Genomic DNA, 18,505 nt, shown 5'->3' with positions numbered 1-18,505 from the left:
TTCGGCACCCAGGAGAGACATGACCACCCGCTACGCCCTGATCGGCTCCGGCCACCGCGCCCAGATGTACCTCGATGCGATCGCCGGCCCCCACGCCGACGTCGCCGAGCTGGTGGCGCTGCTGGACATCAACCCCGCCCGTCGCGAGTTCCACCGGGACCGGGTCCCGGCCTTCGCGGACGTGCGCCTGGGCGGGCCCGACGAGCTCGAGGAGATCATCCGCGAGGAGCGGGTGGACCGCGTGATCGTCACCAGCCTGGACCGCCTGCACGCCGAGCACGTGGTGCGCTCCCTCGACGCGGGCGCGGACGTGGTGGTGGAGAAGCCGCTGACCATCGACGCCCCGTCGGCACGCGCGATCCAGGAGGCGATCGACCGCACCGGCCGCAGCGTGGTGGTGACCTTCAACTACCGCTACAGCCCCCGCAACACGGCGCTGAAGCAGGTCATCGCCTCCGGCGAGATCGGGGACGTGGTCTCGGTGACCTTCGAGTGGGTGCTGGACACCCAGCACGGCGCGGACTACTTCCGCCGCTGGCACCGCGACAAGACCAACAGCGGCGGCCTGTTCATCCACAAGGCCGCCCACCACTTCGACCTGGTGAACTGGTGGATCGCGGACACCCCCGTGCAGGTGTACGCCCGGGGCGGGCTGCGCTTCTACGGGGCCGACGCCGCCGCCGCGCGCGGCCAGGCGGCGCTGCCCCCGCGCGGCACGCACGACGGCCCTCACGACCCCTTCGAGCTGGACCTGCGCAGCGACGAGCGGCTCGAGGCGCTGTACCTCCAGGCCGAGCAGCACGACGGCTACCAGCGCGACCGCTCCGTGTTCGACGCCGGCATCACCGCGGAGGACAACCTCACCGCCCTGGTGGACTACTCCCGCGGCGCGGTGCTCACCTATGCGCTCAACGCCCACAGCCCCTGGGAGGGCTACCGGGTGGCGGTCAACGGCACGAAGGGCCGGGCCGAGCTCGAGGTGGTGGAGCGCGCCGAGGTGATCGCCCGCGGCGAGGACGACGCGAGCTCCGCCACCCACGTGGACCCCAGCGCCGTCGCCGTCACCACCGCGGATGCCGGGGTGCGCGAGCGCGGGGAACGCCTTGTGGTGCAGACCCACTTCGCCCCCGCCCGCGAGGTGGAGATCCCCGAGGGCGTGGGCGGGCACGGCGGTGGCGACGCGCTGCTGCTGCGCGACGTGTTCGTGGGCCCCGTCGAGGACGAGCTGGGCCGCCCCTCCGACCACCGCGACGGCCTGCGCGCCATCTCCGTGGGCATCTGCGGCAACGAGTCGCTGGCCACCTCGGCGCCGGTGGACGTCGCCGAGTTCCTGGGCCTGGACCTCACCCGCGAGGACGGCCTGGTCGAGGCGGCCCGATGAGCCCGTCGGCCGACGCCACCGCCCGGCTCGACGCCGCCACCGGGCGCGGCGCCGCCACCGGGCCCGACGCCGTCGCCAGCGGCGTCGCGCCGGTGCGGGTCGCGCTGCTCGGCACCCGCGGCTTCGGCGCCGTGCACCTGCGCACCCTCTCGCGCCTCGCCGCGCGGGGAATCGCCCGCTTGGTGGGGGTGGTGGACGTGGCCGAGCCGCCCCCGGAGCTGGCCGGCATCCACCACCGCAGCCTCGCGGCGCTGCTCGAGGCGACCCCGGAGGCCGACCGCCCCGAGGTGGTCGCCATCGCCACCCCCATCGGCACCCACCTGGAGCTCGCCACCGAGGCGCTCGCCGCCGGGCTCGACGTGTACCTGGAGAAGCCGCCGGTGCCCTCTCTCGAGGACCACTGGCGCCTGCTCGAGGCCGCCGAGGCCGCCGGACGTTCCGTGCAGGTGGGCTTCCAGGCCCGCGGCGGCGCCGGCGTGGACGTGCTGCGCGAGGAGGTCGCCACCGGCGCGCTCGGGCGGATCGAGGCGGTGCACGTGTACGGGGCGTGGCTGCGCGACCGCGCCTACTACGCCCGCTCCGCCTGGGCCGGGAAGCGCCGCCTGGACGGCCGGCGGGTGGCCGACGGCGTGGCCACCAACCCCCTCGCCCACTCCGTGCACGCCGGCCTCGCGATCGCCGGGATCGACGACGTGGCGGACATCGCCGCGGTCACCGTCGAGCTGCGGCACGCCCACGACATCGAGGCCGACGACACCGCCTTCCTGCGCATCGACCCGGCAGGGGAGGCGCCGGCGGTGGTGTGCGCGCTGACCACCGTCGCCGCCGAGCAGACCAGCCCCTGGATCGAGATCCGCGGCAGCGGCGGCGGCCACCGCCTGTACTACACGGAGGACCGCTCGGTGCGCACCGCGGCCGACGGCACCGCGCAGGAGCTCGCCCACGAGCGCGAGGACCTGATGGAGAACCTCCTGGCCCACGTGCGCGACCGCTCCGTGCCGCTGCGCTCCCCGCTCGCCTCCACCGGCGTGTTCAGCGCCGTGCTCGAGGCGACCCAGTCCGTCCCCGATCCGCTGCCGATCGAGGCCGGCGTGACCTGGGCGGGGGAGGGGGAGGCCGCCCATCCGGTGGTGGACGGGATCGAACAGACCCTGCGCACCGCGCTCGCGACCGGGCAGCCGTTCAGCGAGCTCGGGGTGCCCTGGGCCCGCCCGGACGCCGTGCACCGCTGGACCCCGCCCGCCTGACCGGGCGACCGGGGCCCCGCCCTCCTGCACGCCCCGGCGCCCTGCCCGCCTGACCCACCCACGCCCCCCGGAGGGCCGCGATGCCCGAGCACACCACCTTGCCCCCGCACACCGCCGAGGACGTGCGCGACGCCCTGGCCGCGCCCGCTCCGGGGGCGCGGCCGATGATGCGCTGGTGGTGGTTCGGGCCGGACATGGACAGGGACGAGATCGCCCGGGAGCTGCGGGCGATGGCCGCGGCGGGGCTGGGCGGCGCGGAGATCGCCCTCGTGCACCCCCTGCGTCCCGGCGCCCCGGACTACCTCTCCGACGAGGTGCTCGCCCATGTGCGCCACGCGGCCGAGCGGGCCCGCGAGCTGGGCCTGCGGCTGGACGTGACCCTGGGCAGCGGCTGGTCCTACGGCGGCGCCCACATCGGGGCCGAGTACGCCGCGCGGCGCCTGCGCTGGGAGCGGCGCGATCTCGGCCCGCAGCCGCTGAGCTGGGAGCTCGCGCCATCCTGGCCGGGGGACGAGCTGGTGTCGGTGCATGTGGGGGAGGGGCTGCCGCCGTCGGGCTGGACCCGGCTCGCGGTGACGGACGGACGCCTCGAGATCCCGGCCGGACGCGGCCCGCGCACGGTGCTGATCGCCTGGTCCGAGGTGACCGGGCAGCAGGTCAAGCGGGCGGCCGCGGGGGCGGAGGGCCCCGTGGTGGATCATCTCAGCGCCGCCGCGGTGCGTCACCACCTCGACGTGGTGGGCGGCGCGCTCCTCGGTGCGGTGCCCGCCGCGCTGCTCGGCTCCGTGTTCAGCGACAGCCTCGAGGTGTACGACTGCGGCTGGACCGCCGCGCTGCCCGCCCGGTTCCTCGCCCGGCGCGGCTACGACCTGCGGGAGGTGCTGCACCTGCTGGAGGTGGACGCCCCGGGCGCGGCGCAGGTGCGCGAGGACTACGGCCGCACCCTCTCCGAGCTGGTCGAGGAGGGGTTCGTGGCCACCTGCCGCACCTGGACCGAGGAGCACGGGGTGCGCTTCCGCCTGCAGGGCTACGGGCAGCCGCCGATCACCCTCGCCGCCCAGCGCGGCGCCCACCTCATCGAGGGCGAGGGCGCGGGCTGGACGGCGCTCACGCAGTCCCGCTGGGCCTCGTCGGCCGCGCACCACGACCGCCGCGAGGTGGTCTCCAGCGAGGTGTGGACGTGGGTGCACTCGCCCTCCTTCCGCGCCGCGCCGCTGGACCTGCTGGGCGAGGCGCACGAGCACCTGCTGCTGGGGATCACCCACTTCGTGGGGCACGGCTGGCCGTACTCCCCGCCGGAGGCGCCGGGCCTGGGCTGGACCTTCTACGCGGCCGGGGCGCTGGACGACCGCAACGCCTGGTGGCCCGCGATGGGAGAGCTCACCGCCCACCTCACCCGGCTGTGCGCCGCGCTGCGGCTCGGCGCCCCGGGCGCGGACATCGCCCTCTACCTGCCCTATGCGGACGTGCGCGCCGCCCGCGGCGCCGGCCACGACCTGTGGGCCGCCTGCCGCGCCCGCATCGGCGAGCAGCTCCCGGCGGCGCTCCGCCGCGCCGGCTACGACCTCGACCTCATCGACGACGAGATCCTCCCCGGCCTCGACCCCGCCGCCCACCCGGTCGTGGTGCTGCCGCGCGTGCACCGCCTCCCCGCGGCGACCGCCGCGTGGCTGGACCGGGTGCGGGAGGCCGGCGGCACCGTGCTGAGCGTGGACTCCCCGGCCTACCCCGCCGGGCTCCCCGTCGAGATGCCGGCCGACGGCTACGCCGACGAGCACCTGGTCGATCACGCCACGCTGTCGATGGCCGGGGCCGCGACGTCCGGGGCTGCGGGGGACGTAGCGGGCGCGGAGGCCGGCGCCGGGCACGGCGGTCGCGGCGCGGACGGCGGCGGGAACTCTCCGCTCGCCGAGGCGCTGCGCGGGATCCTGCCGCCCCCGCTGGTGCTCGTCGGCGACGGCGGCGTGGTGGGCACGGTGCGCCGACGCCTCGCCGACGGGGACCTGTACCTGCTGGTCAACACCGGGCCGACGCACCGCACCCTCCACGTCTCGGTGCGGGAGCCGCGCGCCGCGCTGACGCTGCTGGACCCGGGCGGAGTCTCACCCGGTGAGAGCCTCACCCTCGATCCCGCCGGCGGTGCGCTGGAGCTGCACCCCTATCAGGCGCTGCTGCTGCTCGCGACCGGACCGGCAGGGCCCGCAGCCGTCGTCGGCCCGCCGGTCGCGACCCCGGAGCCGGCACCGATCGCCTCCGACGTTCCGGGCACCTCGGACGCTTCGGCGCCTGCGGACGCCTCGGCGCCTGCAGACGCTGCGGCCCACCCGCACGACGGGCCGCTGCGGCTCGAGGGCCCCTGGAGCCTCACCCGTCCCGGCGCGCCCTCCCACCCGGTCACGCTCCCGCACCTGCGACACGGCGAGGAGGCCGCGGAGACCGCCCCGCTGCTCCTGGAGACCGTGCTCGAGCTCGACGAGCGCACCGCGCAGGGCCCGCTGGTGCTGGACCTCGGCGACGGCACCGTGCTGCCGCACACCGGCGGCGGCAGCGGCTACCGGGCCCTGCTCGCGCCGCCCGTGCGCGAGATCGCGGTGGTCTCGGTGGACGGGACCGAGGTGGGGGTGCTGTGGCGCCCGCCCTACCGGCTCGACCTCACCGGTCTCCTCCCCGCCGGGCGCTCACGCCTCACCCTGCGGATCCACGGCACCACCGCCGCGGCCGCCGCCGCTGCCGAGAACGCCGAGGCCGCGGCGCAGATGGTCGCCGCCGCGCACCGCACCTACGGCGAGCGGTTCCAGATGCAGGAGCTGGAGACGATGCTCGACGGGGTCGCCACCGGTCTGGGCGCCGTGCCCGTGCTGCACCGACGGCGCTGAGGGAGGGCCTCAGGATCCGGGCTGCATCGAGGTGAGGATCTCGAGGATCTCGTCGGCCGCGTCGGACGGGGCGGTCTGGCCGAAGAGCACCGCCTCCGCGATGCGGGTGTACTCGTCGCCGAAGCCGACGCCGCTGGCCGGGGTGACCACGGGCGGCGTCACCACCTCCTCCTGCATCGTCTGCGCGAAGTCGAGCGAGACCAGCTCGTTCTCGGTGAGGAGGGGCCGCACGGCCTCTTGCACCGCGGGGAAGGCGGGAATGCCCCGCTCGATCTTCAGCACCTCGGCGGCGGCGCTGTCGGTGAGCATGAACGAGGTGAGGCGCGCGGCGTTCTGGGAATCGGCGGTGTTCGCGCCGATCGACCAGTACATCGAGGCCTTGTTCACCATCGCGGCGTTCCCGCTCTCCCGCGCGGGCATGCGCAGCAGCTGCAGCGGATCCCCCGTCGAGTCCTGGAAGGTGAGGATCTGCGAGCTCGGGACCTGCTGGAAGGCGCAGGAGGCGGTGGCGAACATCCCCTGCTCGAGGCTCGCCCCGGCGTTCTCGATCTGGGTGTCCGCATCCGGTGCGGCACCCTCGTCGCCGAGGCGCAGGCTGAACTCCAGCAGCGAGACGATGGTGTCCTTGGTGACCATCTCTTCGCCCTCGCGGGGGAACAGCTGCTGGTCCCCGCTCTGGCGCCCCCAGGCGGCGAGATCGCCCGAACCGCGACCGAAGCCGCTGGTCCCGAAGACGTTCTCGCCGGAGCTCCGGCCCCATTCGGTGAGCTCCTGGCACAGGGCGAGGAAGTCGTCCCAGGTCCACGTGGTGTCGTCCGGCAGCTCGATCCCGGCCCTCTCCAGCACGGCCGGGTTCATGCCCGTCGCGTACAGGTTGAAGCCGTTCGGCGCGCCCACGAGGGTCCCGTCCGAGAGACGGCCCGTCTCGAGGATCGCCTCGTCCATCGCCGAGAGGTCCAGCACGTCGGGGACGGACTCGAGGTCCAGCAGCGACCCGTTGCTGCCGTAGGAGTCGATGTAGGCCTCGTCCATCTGGATGACGTCCGGCGCGGTGCCGCCGGCGGTCTGCGTGGCGAGCTTGTCCCAGTAGCTCGACCACTCCGAGTACTCCGGGGCGATGGCGAGATCAGGGTGGTCCTGCGTGAACATGTCCAGCACCTCCTGGGTGAGCCCGGCGCGGAGCTCCGCCCCCCACCAGTAGACCCGCAGCGCGGAGCCCTCGGCGGAGGAGGACGAGGGTGCGTTGGGGCCGCAGGCGGCGAGGACGGAGCCGGTGCCCGCGGCGGCGAGCAGGGCGAGGGTGCGACGACGGCTGAGCATGGCGGGCTCTCCTCGGGACTGCGTTCGACGGTGAAGGGTGCGGCCGGGTGGCGCAGGACAGTCCCAGGAGGTCGAGTCTCGCGGTGGGGAACGGTGTCGCTCAAGCGCTTTCCGCGGTGTGGACCCGGGGCGGTGCCCACCGGTCGGCGACGCGTGAATCTGAGCAGATAACGGTTCAGTCGAGCGAAGTTGCTCAAATCGTGACCTGAAAACCGCCCCCGCGGGGCTGTGAGCGGGCTTACAGTTCCCACCATCCACCGGTGACCACGAGGAGGAGCATGAGCACGGACATCTCGGTGCCCGGGAGCCCCGGCGGCCCGGAGCGCTCCGCGACGCGCGACGCGCCCGGCGTCCACGGCGACCACGAGCGCACCGCGCCGCAGGGCCGGCGCCCCCGGGCCTCCCTCAGGCACAGGATCTACCATTCCTTCCTGCTGCGCCGGCTCCTGCGCTCGGTGTTCGTGATCTGGGTGGTGGCCACCGGTGTGTTCCTCATGGTGCGCCTGCTGCCCGGCAACCCGGTGGACGTGTACATCAACCAGCAGATCGCGCTGTACGGGAAGAGCTACGAGCAGGCCGCCGCCGAGGCGCAGAACTACTTCCGGTTCGACCCCTCCACCCCGATCTGGCGGCAGTACCTCGACTACCTGCTGGGACTGCTGCGCGGGGACATGGGCACCTCGATCGCCACCCCCGGCGTGACCGTCACCGAGAAGATCGCCCAGTACCTGCCCTGGACCCTGTACAGCGTGGGCCTGGCCCTGCTGATCTCCATCACCGTGGGCCTGCTGCTGGGCATGATCATGGCCTATCGCCGCGGCGGCGTCATCGACCACGCCGTCTCCATCATCGGCAGCGGCCTCCACGCCATCCCGAACTACCTGCTCGCGATCCTCATCGTGGTGGTCGGGGCGGTGCAGCTGGGCGTCATCGACTACACCCGGATGCGCGGGAACGTCTCCCCCGGGGTGGAGCCGGAGCTGTCCTTCCGCTTCCTCTCCGACATCGGCTACCACGCCACGTTGCCGATGCTCACCTACATCCTCACCACCGTGGGCACCTGGGCCCTGATCATGAAGGCCTCCACCACGCAGGTGCTGGGGGAGGACTACGTGACCGTGGCCCGGGCCCGCGGCCTCAAGGACGCCCGCATCCAGGGCAACTACGTGGGCCGCAACGCCCTGCTGCCGCTGATCGCCCAGATCGCCACCCAGGCCGGGTTCATCGTGGGCGGCGCCATCTTCGTGGAGCAGACCTTCTCCTACGAGGGTGTGGGTCTGCTGCTGTTCGAGTCGATCAACTCCCGCGACTACCCCACGATCCAGGGCGTGCTGCTGGTGGTCACCATCACCGTGGTGCTCGCCAACCTCGCCGCCGATCTCGTCAACGCGGCCCTCGACCCGCGGATCCGCCTGGGCGAAGGAGGAGCGGCATGACCACCACATCACCCCCGGTCACCGATCCGGAGGCGGGACTGCCCGCCCCGTCGGCCTCCGCCGGCGTGAGCCCGCTGCGGCGCCTGCTCAGCGAGCTCACCCGCAGCACCGCCGGATTCATCGGCCTGCTCCTGGTGCTCGCGATCCTCGCCGTCTCCCTGATCGGCCCGCTGATCATGGGCACGAGCGTGCCGGGCGATCCTGCCCGGGCCTGGGAGGCCCCCAGCTCCGCGCACTGGCTGGGACTCGAAGGAGGCGGCAAGGACACCCTCCACCTCCTGGTCACCGGCGGGCGCACCGTGCTCATGGTCGGGTTCCTCGCCGCGGCCATCACCACCGTCATCGCGGTCGCGATCGGATCCCTGGCCGGCTACTTCGGCGGGCGCTTCGATGCGCTGATGCTCCAGCTCACCGACGTGGTCATGACGATCCCGCAGATCGTGCTGCTGGCCGTGGTGGGCGCCTTCTACAAGCTCGACTCGCCCACCCTGCTCGCCGTCATCATCGGCACGCTGAGCTGGCCGGTGCTGATGCGCTCCATCCGCGCCCAGGTGCTCTCCCTCAAGGAGCGCGAGTTCGTCGAGGCGGCGCAGCTGCTGGACGTGGGATGGGTGCGGATCGTGTTCGGGGAGATCGTCCCCAACATGGCCAGCTACATCCTCATCAACTTCATCATCGCCGTCACCAACGCGATCTACGCGATGGTGGGCCTGTACCTGCTGGGCCTGGCGCCGCAGCGGGGCAACAACTGGGGGATCATGATCAACGACGCGTGGACCAAGGGCGCGATGTTCAACCCGGACGCGATGCCCTACATCATCGCCCCGGTCACCATGATCGTGCTGCTCCAGCTGGGACTGATCCTCCTCACCCGCACCCTCGAAGAGATCCTCAACCCCCGACTGAGGGACCGCTGATGCCCGCGACCACGCCTCCTCCCACGCCCTCCACCCCGCTCGCCGGTGCGGCCGACGCCGCCGCGCCGGGCCCCGCGACCCCGCCCTCCGAGCACCCGGTGCTCTCCGCGAAGGACCTCCAGGTCGCCTACCGCACCGGGAAGGACACCCGGGTGCGGGCGCTGCGCGGGGTGAGCTTCGACCTCTATCCCGAGACCTCCCTCGCCCTGGTGGGCGAGTCCGGCTGCGGCAAGACCACCCTGGGCCTCGCGCTGCTGCGCCTGCTGCCCACCCTCGGCGAGATCACCGGCGGCTCGATCACGTTCACCGGCGAGGACGGCCGGCGGCGGGACGTCACCACCATGAGCGCCGGGCAGCTGCGTCGGTGGCGGTGGTCCGAGGCGGCGATGGTGTTCCAGGGCGCGCAGAACGCCTTCAACCCCGTCCTCACCATCGGCCAGCAGATGGCCGACACCCTCCGGGACCACGCCCCCGGCCGGATCGGGCGGCGCGAGATCCTCGAGCGCTCGGGCGAGGCCCTGCGTTCGGTGCGGCTCGAGCCCCGCCGGGTGCTGGGCAGCTACCCGCACGAGCTCTCCGGCGGGATGAAGCAGCGCGCCCTGATCGCCACGGGGCTGCTGCTGCGCCCGCGGCTGCTGGTGCTCGACGAGCCCACCACCGCGCTGGACATCCTCACCCAGCGCACCGTCATCGACCTGCTCGCGGAGCTGCGCGAGGAGTTCCGCTTCGCGATGATCTTCATCTCGCACGATCTGGCGCTCGCCGCCGAGCTCGCCGACCGGGTGGTGACGATGTACGCCGGCAAGGTCATCGAGACCGGCACCACCCAGGACATCTTCTCCGCCCCCAAGCACCCCTACACCTCCAAGCTCATCAACGCCGTGCCGCCGGTGCGGGGCGACCTCCCCGAGCTGGCCTCGATCCCCGGCGCCCCGCCCTCGCTGGCCACCCTCCCTCCCGGCTGCGCCTTCGCCCCGCGGTGCGAGCTGGCCACCGACGCCTGCCGCGCGGAGGAGCCCGAGCTGATCACGCTCACCTCCCGCCCCGGGGACATGACCCATGCCGCCGCCTGCCTCCACCACGAGCAGGTCCACCACGAACGGAAGGTGATCGCTCGTGCCTGAGACCTCCCCGACCCCCGCCCCGCCCGCCGCCGCGGCGTCGGCGCAGGGCGCCCCGCAGGACTCCGCCCCCGCCGCCCCGCTGATCGAGCTCGACGGCGCCTCGCAGGTGTTCCACGTCAAGGGGAAGGACCTCCCCGCCGTCTCCGACGTGTCCCTCAGCGTGGGCGCCGGCGAGGTGCTGTGCCTGGTGGGGGAGTCCGGCAGCGGCAAGACCACCACCGCGCGGCTCGCCGCCGGTCTGGCCGCCCCCACCTCCGGCAGCGTGCGGTACCAGGGCAGGGACCTGGCCGAGATGACCCGGGCCGAGCGGCGCGCGTACCGCCGGGCCGTCCAGTACATCCACCAGGACCCCTACGCCTCCCTCAACCCGATCCGCTCGGTGCGCTCCACCCTCTCGATCCCGCTGCGCCGGCACGGCCTGGCCCGCAGCGGGGCGGAGATGCAGCAGAAGGTCGACGAGCTGCTCTCCACCGTGGACCTCTCCCCGCCGGAGAGCTACCGCGAGAAGTTCCCCCACCAGCTCTCCGGGGGGCAGCGCCAGCGCGTCTCCGTGGCGCGCGGCCTCACCCTCTCGCCCCGCCTGCTGATCGCCGACGAGTCCACCTCGATGCTGGACGTCTCCATCCGGGTGAGCCTGCTGAACATGCTCACGAAGCTGCGGAAGGAGGAGGGGGTCGGCTTCATCTACATCACCCACGACCTCGCGCTGGCGAAGTACTTCGCGTGGGAGGGGCGCACCGCGGTGATGTACCTGGGCAGGATCGTCGAGGCCGGCCCCACGCCGCAGGTGATCAACAACCCCCAGCACCCGTACACGAAGGCGCTGCTGGAGGCCGTGCCCGAACCCGATCCCGAGCTGTCGCGGCAGAAGAAGGCCGGCGGCGGCCTGCTCAGCGCCGACATCCCCAGCCTCTCCGCGCTGCCCTCCGGCTGCACCTTCCATCCGCGGTGCCCGCTGGCCGAGGACCGCTGCCGCGAGATCATCCCCGTGCTGCGCACGGCCCCGGGCGCCGACGCCCAGGAGGTCGCCTGCACGGTGGTCACCGACCCGTCGGGCGCCCCGGACGGGGCACGATCGGCCGCGCAGGCGGACGGCGGCGCGCCATGATCGACACCGCCACCCGGGCGCTGCTCTCGCTCGGCTGCTTCGTGGGGGTCGGTGCGGCCCTCATGGTCCCCCTCACCGACGCCGGCAGCGGCGAACGGATCGTGAGCCTGCTCGCGCTCCTCCTCGGTGCGGGCATCGTCGTCGGCTCCGTGGCCGTCCGACTCCTCGCCTCCCGACCCCTCGCCCCCCGACGGGATCGCGACGACGCGACCCCGACCTCACACGACGACCCGGTCGTCACACCGAAGGAGAACCCATGAGCACCACCTGGAGTCGACGCGACGTCCTCAAGGCCGTCGGCCTCACCACCGCCGCCGGCGCCGGCCTGGCCGCCTGCGCCCCCGCCGAGCCCGAGGGCGGAGGCGCGGGAGGGAGCGGAGGCGCGTTCCACGGCGCCTGGCCGTACCAGCCCGCCCCCGAGGGCCACTTCAACTACGCCGCGCAGCCCTATGCGGGCGTGCCCACCGTGATCCTCGGCGACGGCCCCTACCGCGACCTGCTGCTGCCGCCCTCGGCCCTGTGGCTGTGGGCGGAGGAGCAGTGGGAGTACCTGATCGCCGACTCGCACGAGCTCGATGCCGAGGGCGGCACCCTCACCGTCACCCTCAAGGAGGGGCTGACCTGGAGCGACGGCTCGCCGCTGACCTCCCAGGACTACCTCACCACGTTCTACGTGCAGTTCATCCAGCGCGCCCCCTCGTGGGGCTTCATCACCGGGCTCGAGGCCCCCGACGACACCACCGTGGTGATCAGCTTCGAGGACCCGCCGGCGGTGCTCGAGCGCTACGTGCTCAAGAGCAACATCCTCTCCACCGCCCAGTACGGCGAGTGGGCGGACCGCGCCAAGGCGATCGTCGACGCCGGCGGCACGATGGACGAGGGCGACGGAGAGGCGCTGGGCACCGAGTTCCAGAGCTTCGCGCCGGAGAGCCTGGTGGTCTCCGGCCCCTACGACTTCGACTACGACACCATCACCAACACCCAGCTCACCCTGGTGCGCAACGAGTCCGGCTTCGGCGCGGACGCGGTGACCTTCGACCAGGTGGTGATCTACAACGGCGAGACCACCGAGATCACCTCGCTGGTGCAGTCCGGGGACGTCGACTACGCGACCCACGGCTTCGCGCCCGCGTCCGAGGATCCGTTCGAGGCGGCCGGGTACACGATCCTGCGCCCGCCGGTGTACTCGGGGCCGGCGCTGTACCTCAACCAGGACCGCTACCCGGAGTTCGCCGACGTCCGCACCCGCAAGGCCTTCGCCTACCTGATCGACCGTGCCACCGTGGGGCAGGTCTCCCTGGCGGAGTCCGGGGTGGCCGTGGAGAACATGGTGGGCTTCTCCGACAACTTCGTGGACCAGTGGCTCACCGAGGAGGTCAAGGGCAAGATCGACCCCTACGCGCAGGACGAGGAGAAGGCGACCTCGCTGCTCGAGGAGGCGGGCTGGACCAAGTCCGGGGACACCTGGAAGACCCCGGAGGGCGAGGACGCCTCGTACGAGATCCAGTTCCCGCAGACCTACGCCGACTGGTCCGCCGCCGGCAAGAACGTCGCCGAGCAGCTCACCGCCTTCGGCATCTCGGTCACCGCCCGCGGCCTCGACGACAAGCAGGCCCCGATCGACATCGACAAGGGCGACTTCGAGATGGCGATCCAGGCGTGGGGGTCCTCCGCGCATCCCCACCCGCACTTCTCCTTCGTGACGGACCTGTTCGTGCACAACATCCCGATCGCGAAGAACCAGGGCGGCAAGGGGTACGGGTTCCCGCTGCAGGACGTGGAGACCTCCGCCGGCACGGTGGACCTCGAGGCGCTGGTGACGCAGTCCGGCGAGGGTCTGGACCAGGAGGAGCAGAAGCAGAACGTCTCCACCGTGGCGCTCGCGTTCAACGAGCTGCTGCCGATCATCCCGCTCTTCGAGCGCTACGGGAACAACCCCGCGCTCGAGGGGGTGCGCGTGCAGGGCTTCCCGGCGGAGGACGACCCGATCCTGGAGAACGCCCCGTACGCGGACAACTTCGTGATCCTGAAGATGTACCGCGGGGAGATCACGCCCGTCGAGGGGTGAGGTGAGGTGCGGGGCCGCGGCCGGTGCGCCGCGGCCCCGCGCGGTTCCCGCTCGGGCGGGGAGGCCGCGCGGCAGGGCCGACGCGCCCGCGCGCGATACAGTCACGGGACCGAGTCCCCGGGGAGCCTGGCCCCGGGGCGCCGCCCTCTGCGAGAAGGACGTGAGCCGTGGCCGGAGGCCGCCTGGTGAGCATGAAGGACGTCGCGCGCCGCGCGGGCGTCGCGGTGGGCACGGTCTCGAACGTGCTCAACCGGCCCGAGATCGTCTCGCCGGACCGCCGTGAACGGGTCGAGGCCGCGATCACCGAGCTCGGCTACGTGCGCAACGACGCCGCGCGCCAGCTGAAGCTGGGCCGCTCCAGCACCGTGGGCGCCATCGTGCTCGACTCCGGGAACCCGTTCTACGCCCAGCTGGTGGGCGGGATCGAGGCCGCCGCCGAGGACTCCCAGCTGATGGTGATCGCCGGCAGCAGCGGCAATCGGGAGCGGCGCGAGCGGATGTACCTCTCCCTGTTCGAGGAGCAGCGGGTGCGCGGGATCCTGCTCGCCTCCACCGGCGGCAGCACCGACCTGGTCGAGGCGATCCGCGGCCGCGGCACCCCGGTGGTGCTGGTGGAGAGCGACCCGGAGGCGCACGGCTCCTCCGTGAGCGTGGACGACATCGCCGGCGGCGAGATCGCCGTGCAGCACCTCGTGGCGCAGGGCCGTCGACGAATCGGCGCGGTGGCCGCCCGGCAGGACCTGCGCCAGGTCGCCGCCCGCCTGCGCGGCGCCCGCCGGGCCGCCGATGCCGCCGGGGTGGACCTCGAGGTGATCGCGGCGGAGGATCTCACCGTCCTCGCCGGGCGCACGGCGGGAGAGGCGCTGGTGGAGCGCTCGGCGGCGGAGCGACCCGATGCCGTGTTCTGCGTGAACGACCTGCTCGCCGTGGGAGTCCTGCAGGCGTTCGCCTTCCGGCACCAGATCGCCGTGCCGGAGGAGATCGCGCTGGTGGGCTACGACGACATCGCCTTCGCCCGCTCCACCGTGGTGCCGCTGACCTCCGTCTCCCAGCCCGCCGATCTCATGGGCCGCACCGCCCTGGCGCTGCTCGAGGAGGAGATCGCCCGGCCCGACGCCGCGCCGCGGCACGTGAGCTTCACGCCGACCCTGGTGGAGCGCGAGTCGACGACGGGGTGAGGGGGAGCGGGCGCCCCGTGCCCGGCAGGCTCCCTCGACCCCTCAGAAGGTGTGGTGCCCGCCCGTGACCAGGTGGCGGGTGCCGTCCGGCAGCACCACCTCGGTCTCCACGGCGTCGGGGACGTCCACCTCGAGGGTGAAGCCCTGCTCGGTGACCTCCCACGACACCTCGATGCGGCCGGTTGCCGAGTCGTAGGCGCCCTTCGCCCAGTCGATGCCGGGGCCCGGGGTGGGCTGGATCCGGATCCGGCGGTAGCCGGGCTCCGCGGCACGGATCCCGAGCACCACCTGGTAGACCCAGTCCGCGACGGCGCCGAGGGCGTAGTGGTTGAAGCTCGTCATCTCGCCGGGATTGATCGAGCCGTCGGGCAGCATCGAGTCCCAGCGCTCCCAGATCGTGGTGGCCCCCATCGAGACGGGGTAGAGCCAGGACGGGCAGCCCTCCTCGAGCAGCAGGCGGTACGCGTCCTCCACGTGCCCCGTCTCGGACAGGGCCCAGGTGACGAACGGGGTGCCGGCGAAGCCGGTGGTGACCCTGTAGCCGGCCTCGCGCACCACCTCGGCGAGGCGTGCCGCGGCCTTCTCGTGGATCGCGGGCTCGAGGAGATCGAAGGCGATCGCGAGCGCGTAGACGGTCGCGCAGTCCGAGCGGATGATCCCGTCCTCGCCCACGTACTCCGCCGTGAAGGCGGCGAGCGTGCGGTCGGCGAGGGTCTGCCAGCGCTCCGCGCCCTCGGTCTCGCCGAGCAGGCGCGCGGTCTCCGCCGCGAAGCGGGCCGAGCGGATCAGGCACGCGGTCGCGACCACGGCCTTGTCCGCCTTCGCATCGGCCGCGGCCTCCGGCGGGGCGTCCGGATCGAGCCAGTCGCCGAACTGGAAGCCCTCCTCCCACAGACCGTTCGGGGACAGGGCCCGCTCCACGGATTCCAGGTGCAGCACCATCCCGGGATAGTGCTGGCGCAGCCGGCCCAGGTCGCCGTAGGCGTGCCACAGCGCCTCGGCGACCCACACCGCGGCATCGCCCCAGATGGCGGTGGGGATCTCCGTCGGCTCCTCCCCGTCGGCGAAGGGGTCGGAGCCGTTCCGGCGCAGCTTGAGGATGTCCGGGACGACGAAGGGCACGAAGCTCAGCGGCGGCAGCTCGACCTCGGCCCTCACATCCAGCAGCCAGTTGTGGAGGAAATCGTCCACGTCGAACTGGAAGGCGGCCGTGGCGGCGTAGGCGGCGATGTCACCGGTCCAGCCCAGGCGCTCATCGCGCTGCGGGCAGTCGGTGGGCACGGCGAGGAAGTTGCCGCGCTGGGACCAGATCGAGTTGCTGATCAGCTGGTTCACTCCGGCGTGGGAGCTCTCGAACCAGCCAGTGCGCTCGATCGCGGAGTGGACCACGACGGCCTCGACGTCCTCGGCGGTCAGCTCGCCCGGCCAGCCGGTGACCTCCGCGTACCGGAAGCCGTGGAACGTGAAGGTGGGCTCGAAGGTCTCGCCCTGCGGGTCGCCGGCGAGGGTGAGCGAGTCGGTGGCCTGCGCGGTGCGCAGCGGGCGGGTGCCGAGCTCCTCGTGCTCGAGCACCTCGGCGTGGCGCACGGTGATCGTGGTGCCCTCGGGCCCCGTGACCGTGAATCGCAGCCAGCCCACGAGGTTCTGCCCGAAGTCCAGCAGGGTCTTCCCGGACGGGGACGTCCAGATCGTCGTGGGATGCAGCGCCTCGTGGCGGGTGATCAGCGGCGAGGTCTGCGCGATGAGCGTGGAGCGATCGATCTCGGTCACCTGCACCGGTCGCGGCGGGCCGGGCTCCAGCCGGCGGTCCTCGTGCTGGCCGTGGTAGATCGTCGCCGCGGTGATCGGGGAGGAGATCGCCGTCCAGGACTCGTCGGTGACGATCTGCTGGGTGGAGCCGTCCTCGAAGGTGATCTCGAGGGAGGCCAGGAACGCGTTGTCCTCCCCGTAGTTCGCGTCGGCCTCGCCGAACCCGAAGTCGCCGTTCCACCAGCCCCGCCCCACCAGCGCGGACAGGCGTACATGGTCATCGCCGGCCCGCACCTGCGCGGTGACGTCGACCCGCTGCACCTGCAGGCGGGACTCGTAGACGGTCCATCCGGGGTTGAGCACGGAGTCGTCGGCCGGGAGGCCGTTGACGCGTGCCTCGTAGACGCCGTGGGCGGTGGCGAGCAGCTCGGCGCGGGTCACCTGCGAGGCAGGGCGCGCGAGCGCGACGGTGCGGGTGAGGAGGGTGGCGCGCCCGCCCTCCTGCGTCGCGGCGAGCGCATCGGCCGTGGCGAGAGCCTCGGGGAGAGCAGGAGCGGGGCGATCCGGCACGGGGGCGGGGTGCATGGGGGAGAGTCCTCGGTTCACGACATCGGCGGCGGGGTGAAACGTCTCAGTGCGAAGCCAGTCTCCCAGGAGTCGGCGCGCCACGCCAGGGCGGCTGGCCTGCAGGGGGTGCCCCCGCGGCGGGTTTACACGTTTCAATCCCGGGTCTACTCTGTCGCTCACCACGCGGGCCGTCCGCACGATCGAAGGAGATCGCCATGACCGCACACCCCCCGCTGCACGCGAGCCGACGCACCGTCCTCGGCTCCTCCCTCACGCTGCTGGCCCTGGCGGCCTGCGGCCCCAACGCCTCCGGCGGGGACCGCGCGGCGGAGGGGGACGGCACCATGTTGCGCTTCGGCTGGTGGGGCAACGCCACCCGCGACGAGCTCACCCAGCAGGCGCTGGACGCGTACCAGGAGGTGGCGCCCGAGGTGTCGATCAGCCCGGAGCCGGGGGACTGGAGCGGCTATTGGGACAAGCTCGCCACCCAGGTCGCCGGCGGCGACGCGCCGGACGTCATCCAGATGGATGAGAGCTACCTCGCCGAGTACTCCAGCCGCGGCATCCTCGCCGACCTCGGCGCCACCGCCATCGCCACCGACGGCTTCGACCCCTCCGCCCTCGAGGCGGGCAAGGTGGACGGCGGCCTGTACGCGATGAACGCGGGCATCAACGCCCCCGTGCTGCTGGCGAACCCGGCCCTGTTCGAGGAGGCCGGTGTCGAGATGCCCGACGACACCACCTGGACCTGGGACGACCTCGTCGACATCGCCACCCGGATCTCCGAGGGCACGCCCGAGGGCACCTACGGCTGCCAGCAGCTCGGCGCCGCCGGCGGCCCGCCGCTGACGGTGTTCCTCCGGCAGCTGGGCGGCGAGCGCTTCTCCGCTGACGGCGGCATCGGCTACACCGCCGAGCAGCTCGCCCAGTGGTGGGACCTCACCCTGCGCCTGCAGGACAGCGGCGCCGCGCCGGAGGCGTCGATCGCCGTGGAGGAGACGGGGCAGTCCGTCGACCAGAGCCTGTTCGCCGTCGGGAAGTGCGCGTTGCAGGCCCAGTGGTCGAACCAGGTGGTCACCCTCGATGCCGCCCTCGACGGCACCGCGACGGTGCTGCGCATGCCGTCGATGACCGGCTCCGCCGCGGACGCGAAGCTCTGGTACAAGGCCTCGATGTACTTCGCCGTCGCCGAGACCACGGCGAACCTGGAGGCCTCCGCCGCTTTCGTGGACTGGATGGTCAACAGCCCCGACGCCGGGACGATCCTGCAGGTGGAACGCGGCGTGCCCGCGAACCTCGAGGTGCGCGCCGCCATCGCCGAGGACCTCACCGACTCGGACCGCAAGGCGGTGGACTTCATCGAGGCGATCGCCGAGGAGCTCGGGGACCCGCCGCCCATCACCCCGCCCGGCGGCAGCGCGGCGGACGACGCCATCTCCCGCCACGCCGAGGACGTCCTCTTCGGCCGCAGCACCCCGGACGAGGCCGCGCAGGCCGCCGTCGAGGAGGCGACCGGCGCCCTGGCGTGACCTGG

At 73.0% G+C, this 18,505-nt stretch carries 13 protein-coding genes; 11 read left to right on the top strand and 2 right to left on the bottom strand.

What is annotated here, in order from left to right:
- Positions 1 to 19 precede the first annotated feature (19 nt).
- The 3 genes from DWV08_RS12505 to DWV08_RS12495 all read left to right on the top strand — a co-directional run bounded on the left by DWV08_RS12505 (position 20) and on the right by DWV08_RS12495 (position 5,504).
- On the top strand, positions 20 to 1,381 hold the full coding sequence (locus DWV08_RS12505; protein WP_115414099.1) for a Gfo/Idh/MocA family protein: 1,362 nt from the start codon (positions 20 to 22) through the stop codon (positions 1,379 to 1,381).
- Positions 1,378 to 2,628, top strand: coding sequence for a Gfo/Idh/MocA family protein (locus DWV08_RS12500; RefSeq protein WP_115414098.1), 1,251 nt, complete (start codon positions 1,378 to 1,380; stop codon positions 2,626 to 2,628). The genes DWV08_RS12505 and DWV08_RS12500 overlap by 4 nt, the downstream gene beginning before the upstream one ends.
- Before the next feature lie 80 nt (positions 2,629 to 2,708).
- Complete coding sequence (locus DWV08_RS12495; RefSeq protein ID WP_162801571.1) at positions 2,709 to 5,504, top strand: glycosyl hydrolase; 2,796 nt, start codon at positions 2,709 to 2,711, stop codon at positions 5,502 to 5,504.
- A gap of 9 nt (positions 5,505 to 5,513) precedes the next feature.
- Here DWV08_RS12495 and DWV08_RS12490 read toward each other — a convergent pair whose 3' ends face one another.
- Positions 5,514 to 6,824, bottom strand: coding sequence for an ABC transporter substrate-binding protein (locus tag DWV08_RS12490; RefSeq protein ID WP_115414097.1), 1,311 nt, complete (start codon positions 6,822 to 6,824; stop codon positions 5,514 to 5,516).
- 278 nt (positions 6,825 to 7,102) lie between these two features.
- Between DWV08_RS12490 and DWV08_RS12485 the strand changes: the two genes are divergently transcribed.
- From DWV08_RS12485 to DWV08_RS12455, 7 genes are all read left to right on the top strand, one after another.
- Positions 7,103 to 8,260, top strand: a complete 1,158-nt coding sequence (locus DWV08_RS12485) for an ABC transporter permease (protein ID WP_115414096.1) — start codon at positions 7,103 to 7,105, stop codon at positions 8,258 to 8,260.
- Positions 8,257 to 9,177 (top strand): ABC transporter permease, encoded by a 921-nt coding sequence (locus DWV08_RS12480; RefSeq protein WP_115414095.1) that lies wholly within the window; start codon positions 8,257 to 8,259, stop codon positions 9,175 to 9,177. Before DWV08_RS12485 ends, DWV08_RS12480 begins: the two co-directional genes overlap by 4 nt.
- Positions 9,177 to 10,301 carry an ABC transporter ATP-binding protein gene (locus DWV08_RS12475; RefSeq protein ID WP_115414094.1) on the top strand — a complete coding sequence of 375 codons (1,125 nt, stop codon included), beginning with the start codon at positions 9,177 to 9,179 and terminating at the stop codon, positions 10,299 to 10,301. The genes DWV08_RS12480 and DWV08_RS12475 overlap by 1 nt, the downstream gene beginning before the upstream one ends.
- Positions 10,294 to 11,409 carry an ABC transporter ATP-binding protein gene (locus DWV08_RS12470; RefSeq protein ID WP_206516713.1) on the top strand — a complete coding sequence of 372 codons (1,116 nt, stop codon included), beginning with the start codon at positions 10,294 to 10,296 and terminating at the stop codon, positions 11,407 to 11,409. The genes DWV08_RS12475 and DWV08_RS12470 overlap by 8 nt, the downstream gene beginning before the upstream one ends.
- Positions 11,406 to 11,669 (top strand): hypothetical protein, encoded by a 264-nt coding sequence (locus tag DWV08_RS12465; RefSeq protein WP_115414093.1) that lies wholly within the window; start codon positions 11,406 to 11,408, stop codon positions 11,667 to 11,669. Before DWV08_RS12470 ends, DWV08_RS12465 begins: the two co-directional genes overlap by 4 nt.
- Entirely contained in the window at positions 11,666 to 13,477 is a 1,812-nt protein-coding gene (locus tag DWV08_RS12460; protein WP_115414092.1) for an ABC transporter substrate-binding protein, read from the top strand. The genes DWV08_RS12465 and DWV08_RS12460 overlap by 4 nt, the downstream gene beginning before the upstream one ends.
- 167 nt (positions 13,478 to 13,644) lie before the next feature.
- Positions 13,645 to 14,655: a LacI family DNA-binding transcriptional regulator gene (locus tag DWV08_RS12455; protein ID WP_115414091.1), complete on the top strand. Its 1,011-nt coding sequence runs from the start codon at positions 13,645 to 13,647 to the stop codon at positions 14,653 to 14,655.
- Between the two features lie 42 nt (positions 14,656 to 14,697).
- On the opposite strand, the gene DWV08_RS12450 is transcribed toward DWV08_RS12455, so the two are convergent.
- Positions 14,698 to 16,989 (bottom strand): family 78 glycoside hydrolase catalytic domain, encoded by a 2,292-nt coding sequence (locus DWV08_RS12450; protein WP_115414090.1) that lies wholly within the window; start codon positions 16,987 to 16,989, stop codon positions 14,698 to 14,700.
- A 197-nt stretch (positions 16,990 to 17,186) separates the two neighbouring features.
- On the opposite strand from DWV08_RS12450, the gene DWV08_RS12445 reads away from it, so the two are divergent.
- Positions 17,187 to 18,500 (top strand): ABC transporter substrate-binding protein, encoded by a 1,314-nt coding sequence (locus DWV08_RS12445; protein WP_115414089.1) that lies wholly within the window; start codon positions 17,187 to 17,189, stop codon positions 18,498 to 18,500.
- Positions 18,501 to 18,505 lie beyond the last annotated feature (5 nt).

The sequence above is a fragment of the Brachybacterium saurashtrense genome, assembly GCF_003355475.1.
Classification (GTDB): Bacteria; Actinomycetota; Actinomycetes; order Actinomycetales; family Dermabacteraceae; genus Brachybacterium; species Brachybacterium saurashtrense.
Note: the sequence above shows the minus strand (reverse complement) of the source record. Positions and strands in the feature narration are given on the sequence as shown.